Below are 5,222 nucleotides of genomic sequence, written 5' to 3'. Positions count from 1 at the left end.
GCGTCCAGCTTCCGCCCCAGCCGGGTGCGTTCGCTGCCTTCGCCCTTCAGATAAGCGTTTCTCGCTTCCAGGGCTTTGGGGGTAAAGTGCTCCTTCACCCATTTTTCGTGGCCGGCGCCGTCTTCGCTCCACTCTATCTCCGTCAGCCTGCCCTCCGGCAGCGTGTAGCGGATGATAGCCTCAGCGGATATACCGGACATGCTGTAGGCCTTGTCCTTGAACTTCACGTATTCCTCAGCGTCCAGGATCACGTATTCCCTGGCTTCGGCGTCGGTCTTCTCGGTGTCAAACACCTCCGTCTCGGCGCAGAGGACCTCGGGCAGATATTCCGCATATCTTGCCTCCAGGGCGTCCTCGGCGCACTCCTTGAGCAGCGCTTCGGGGTCAAAGCCGGACTGCGCTTCTCCGGCAGGCTCCGAGGCAGCCGGTCCGCCCGTTACGGCGGGCTCGGGCTGAGTCCTGTGCATGACCCTGAGCCAAAGCGCGCCGGCTATCAGAAGCACGGCCAGCACACACAAAATGGCCAGCAATATCTTGACGATGGTTTTCATATCATCCTCCTGTCATTCCCACGGGAGACCGGTATTGGTGCCCATGCAGCCGGTCACCCGAGCGTTTTCCGAGGTGACCAGGCCCTGCGCGCCGGTCCGTTTTTCGGGGTTGCGCATCACCAGTCCCTCCGCTGTCCCCACTCCGGGGGCGTGGACTTCCAAAAACATCTTTTGCGGCTCCACCAGCAGGCCGCCGTACACGTGGACCGCGCCGCCCTCCACATGGAGGAACCGGTCATATTTGCGAAATATGAAGAGGCCTCCCAGATTGAGAGTGCCGCCACGCACGTTCATGCAGTGGTCAAACACCGTGTTCATGCCTGTGGATACGCTGCTCACCGTGGCGCCGCAGCCCTCTTCCATCTCGCAGTCCCCGAAGGAGTTGAAAAAGTCCAGCCTGCCCGCTCTGTCTATCTGCACGGTGCTCTTGCATATATCCGTGTTGTGATAAAACAGGGTGGCCCGCTCGGTGTATTTGCCGTCTTGCTCCGCAAAGTGCAGGCCGTACATGGCGGAGTAGGCCAGATTGCAAAAGACATAGAGCCGCTTGTTGTAGCCGAACTTGTAGTAGTCGCTGCCGTTTATCAGCTTCATGACGTAGCGGCGCCACTTGTCATCGGTCTTCATGCCGCCGTAATCGTAGGGCCCGGCGCCGAACCTGGGCATATAGGGCATAGCGCCGTAGCACCATTCCGCCAGGCTGAAATTGCACAGCTCCACCCGGCCCTCGCCGCTGTTGCCGCCTCCGTAGATGCCGGTGACCAGGGGCTGGCCCCTCATGCCGGTGATCTCATAGTCCGCGCAGTTGCCGCAGGAGCCAAAGTCCGCCATCTGATAAGAGTTGGCGCACACGGTCCAGCGGCACCAGCAGCCCGGCCCCTTTGCGGTGATGGTAAAGGGATAGGGAGTCCAGTCCTGCCCTTCCTGCCAGCCGTCCACGTTCTGCTCGGGATAGTAAAAGGTGAGGCCCATGATGCCGGCATGCTCCGCCAGCACCACGGCTCCGTCCCCGTCGGCCCGGCCCTTGCCGCCGTACACCCAGAACTGGGCGTCCCTTTCCTTGGGGATCATCAGGTTCGAGTGATAGCTGTCCATAGGGCCGCGGAGCTCCACGCCCCGGGGCACCTGCAGAGTGCCGTCCAGCCGGTAGATGCCGGGCGCCACGTACACTATGCCGCCCCCCTTTGCTCCGGCCTCGGCCAGTATCCTGTTCAGGGCCTCCGTCACGTCGCTGCCGTCCGGCAGGACTCCCAGACGGGAAGCCTCAAATATCTCGCTGCGGGCGGCGTTGGAGCGTTTTGCCGCGAATTGGTAGCCCTCAAAGCCCGTGACTGTGTGCTGCAGCGGCTCCCGGGAAATATACACCCGCTCCCCGGGCATATTCCGTATATCGGTCTCCGGCTCGCCCTTGCAGCCCGACAGGCCTATGCCGTCGGCTCCGTCGGCCAGCACGGCTCTCTTGCTGCCGGCGAAGCGGCAGCCCGTCAGATAGGTGTAGGCGGACAGGGCCCTGACCCCGTATTCCTTCCAGCCGGAGAGGACGCAGTCCGTCAGCATGATATTGCCGTTTTCCGCCCGCATATCCACGCAGCACTCCGGCCTGCCGTCTATCACTATCGTCTGAAACACGGCGTCGGTGCGCAGCTTGTCCGTCACCAGTATCCCCGCCGAGCCCGGCGCGTCGGCCACGGTGATGCGGCCCTTGACAAAGCTGGATGCCACGTGGGTCTTTTCTATCTGTATGCCTGTGACGCAGTCGGTGAATTCAAAATCATACAGGGAGCAGCCTCCTCCGAAGCCGCCGCCGTTGAGCCATATCTCTCTTTGGGGATGGCTGGACTCCCGCACTATGAGGCCGGTGCCTATGCCCCGGGTCCTGAAGCCCACGCAGTAGGGAGTGTCGTGTCTCTCGAACACAAAGCCCACGGCCTTGCGGAGAGTGGCGGACAGGGCCTCCAGGTCCTTCTTGCCGGCGGGAGCGCCCGGGTAGCCGCACTCGGCATAGTATTTCCGGTCCAGAATGATGGCGCCGAAGCAGGTCACGTCCCCGTTCCTGTCGGACAGGAAGCCCTGACGGAGAGGGGTAGCGTACATATTCCTCAGCACGTGGGCGGCGTTGCCGTAGCCGCCGTAGTAGTAGGGATAGGTGGCGTTATAGACCATCACCTGCTCCAGGGTGGTCCCGGGGGCAGATTTGGCAAGGCCTATGCAGGGAGCCTGGTCAAGGGGCTCGTCAAAGCGCTGGTTCAGATAGTAAAAGGCGGTGTTCCTCACTCCGGAGCAGGGAGAAAGGCCTATAAAGGGCGTATCGTAAAGTCCCTTGCCGCAGTAGTCCGTGACTATCAGGGTCCCCTGCTTTTTGCTGTCGGGCCCGTCGTATTCGCCCCTGAGGATGACCCCCTCGGGCAGGACCAGAGGCTCCCGCACCAGATAGGTCCCCTGGGGCGCGAACACCGTGCCCCCGGTCTTGCCCGCGGCCTCTATGGCCTGCCGGAAGGCCGCCGTATCATCGGTGACGCCGTCTCCCGCCGCCCCGTACTGCAGGGGGCTGGATATGCACACGGGCTTGTCGCCCGACGCATAAGAGACCTCCGGGATAAACAGGCTCTCCCGGGGCAGACCGGCATACCGAGCCTTAGTCTCCCGGTCCACGGGCGCAAAGTCCCTGCCAAAGGCGCACGCCGACGCCACAACGAACAGCAACACAAGCAGATATTTCATTACGGATTGACCTTTTCCCATTCCTTGATCCAGGGGCCCAGTATCTCGGCCCACATTTCGCCATGCTTTTTCAGCCCTTCCCGGTTCAGATGGATGCCCGTATTGTCCCGCAGCTCCGCAGTCAGGACGTCAGTGTCGGGCCCCTGCTGGGCTATGCCCAGGTCCCACAGCCGCTGGTGGGCCCGGCGGATGTTGGGCCACCGGGGATTGGCCGCCGAATGATAGCTCACCTTGGCCACGAACCAGGGAAACTCCCAGCCGGCGTCATAGACCGAGGTCTCTATGATACGCTGCATGTTTATGAGGGACACGTCCGAAGGATTAAGGGCGTCGCTCTCGCCCTGATGCCACAGCACGGCCCGGAAGCCGTTTTTGCCCAGCTGCCTGATGCGGTTCATCATGTAGGCGTAGAGGTCTGTCTCCGGCAGCCAGTGGACTATGCCCGTGGCGCCGTGGCCGGTGGAGGCTATGCCGATGGGCACACCCAGCCTTTCGTACAGAGCGTCTCCCAGAGCGGGGTAATAGCTGCCTCCCTGGGTGTTGTCGTGATGCCCCAGCATGGGGTCGTCGTTGATCTTCCACACCTTGCCGTCGGTGGTGGAGCTCATGCCCAGGGTCTGCTGTATGGGAAACTGGCCGTTGTTGGTGGAGTTGGACTGCCCCGCCCCCACAAAGACTTCGCCTATGCCCACGTGCTCCAGAGTCTGAGAGGCCACGGTCTTTTTGTCCCTGATCGCTCTGACTTCCACGGTGTACCAGCCTCCGGCCCAGCCGTCCACGTATTCTCCGAAGGTCCCGTCCTGCACCCGGAGAGGCTTGAAGGACGAGGGATACTTTCTGCCGTTGATGCCCTGCCCGGTAATTTTGTATTCCACCCGGTCACAGGGCACGTTTACCTTGCCGGAAAAGAACAGCCGGCCCCTTGTTTTGGTCTGGCGCTGAAACACCTGATACTCCGCGGGAGAATCCAGCGCCAGGTCCTCCTTGTCCTCACCGAGAGCCGGGAGGATGGTCTCCATGACCAGCTTTCTGTCGGCAAAGGACACCTGCGAAGGAGCTATGGTCAAGCTGCATTTTTCGCCGGGAGCCGTGGGCAGCTGAAACAGCTCGCACATGATGAAGGGCCCCCAAAATCTGGCCTGTCCCTTTGACACGATGGCATGGTTGCCCATGACCCACTTGTATTCGCCGGGCTCCAGACGGGAATAGGCAGGCATACACTTGCCCCCGCTGTCCATGACCGCCTGCACGTTGCGGGACAACAGCATAAAGAAATCTTCGGCCACCTCGCCGGTGTTGAGGACTTCTATCTCCAGGCTGTCGGCGCCAAAGCGATAGGTCACCTGCCCGTAGCCCTCCACCTCGCAGATCACGCTGCTGCCCTCCCGTCTGTTGCGGGAGGCAGCCTGGGCAGCGCCGTTGTTGAAAAAGGAGACGCCGGGATTGATGGCTTCCTTTTCCGCGAATTCCACTCCGTTTATCTCCATACTCGAGAGCATACGCCCGGCGGGGATCAACACCTTGTAGCCGGCGCCCGCGGCAGTAAAAGCGCCATTGTCTTCGGTGATCTCCTGAGCCGCTGCTGCCTGATAGAGCAGCAGGATCAATAGTACAAACAGCAGTCTTGACATACTACACCCTTCCGTAAAATTCATTCACTTATATTATACAGGATTTGCGCCGTTCCGGCGCAAAAGCCGGAAATTTTAGCCCCCTGCGGGAGCTCACTCGTCATCCCGGGGGCAGCGCCACACCGCGTCATCCCGGCGCAGCGCCACACCGCGTCATCTCGGCGCGGCCGGCGAGAGGTATGGGAGAGCGTCAATGCTTCGATCGGGCGTCATCCCGGCGGAAATGGCCATATATCAAGCGCTTTAGCGCTCGGCCATTTCCGGGAAGGGATCTCGGGCGGGACCCGTTTGCCCGTTCATTGCTCTGTCGCAGACAGAG

General features: G+C 61.5%; 3 protein-coding genes. All 3 read right to left on the bottom strand.

What is annotated here, in order from left to right; genetic code table 11:
* On the bottom strand, nt 1-551 hold a 551-nt coding region (locus tag IK083_03250), incomplete at its 3' end, for a hypothetical protein (GenBank protein ID MBR4748573.1).
* A 12-nt stretch (nt 552-563) separates the two neighbouring features.
* On the bottom strand, nt 564-3,272 hold the full coding sequence (locus tag IK083_03245) for a hypothetical protein (GenBank protein MBR4748572.1): 2,709 nt from the start codon (nt 3,270-3,272) through the stop codon (nt 564-566).
* Nucleotides 3,272-4,903, bottom strand: a complete 1,632-nt coding sequence (locus tag IK083_03240; protein MBR4748571.1) for a hypothetical protein — start codon at nt 4,901-4,903, stop codon at nt 3,272-3,274. Before IK083_03240 ends, IK083_03245 begins: the two co-directional genes overlap by 1 nt.
* Between the last annotated feature and the right edge of the window lie 319 nt (nt 4,904-5,222).

The organism is Abditibacteriota bacterium, assembly GCA_017552965.1.
Classification (GTDB): domain Bacteria; phylum Armatimonadota; class UBA5829; order UBA5829; family UBA5829; genus RGIG7931.
This window is presented reverse-complemented; position numbering and strand designations above follow the sequence as displayed.

Bases quoted from the DNA above. Each gene is read 5' to 3' on its own strand.
- IK083_03245 (MBR4748572.1), bottom strand. From the start codon at position 3,272: ATGAAATATCTGCTTGTGTTGCTGTTCGTTGTGGCGTCGGCGTGCGCC.
- IK083_03240 (MBR4748571.1), bottom strand. From the start codon at position 4,903: ATGTCAAGACTGCTGTTTGTACTATTGATCCTGCTGCTCTATCAGGCA.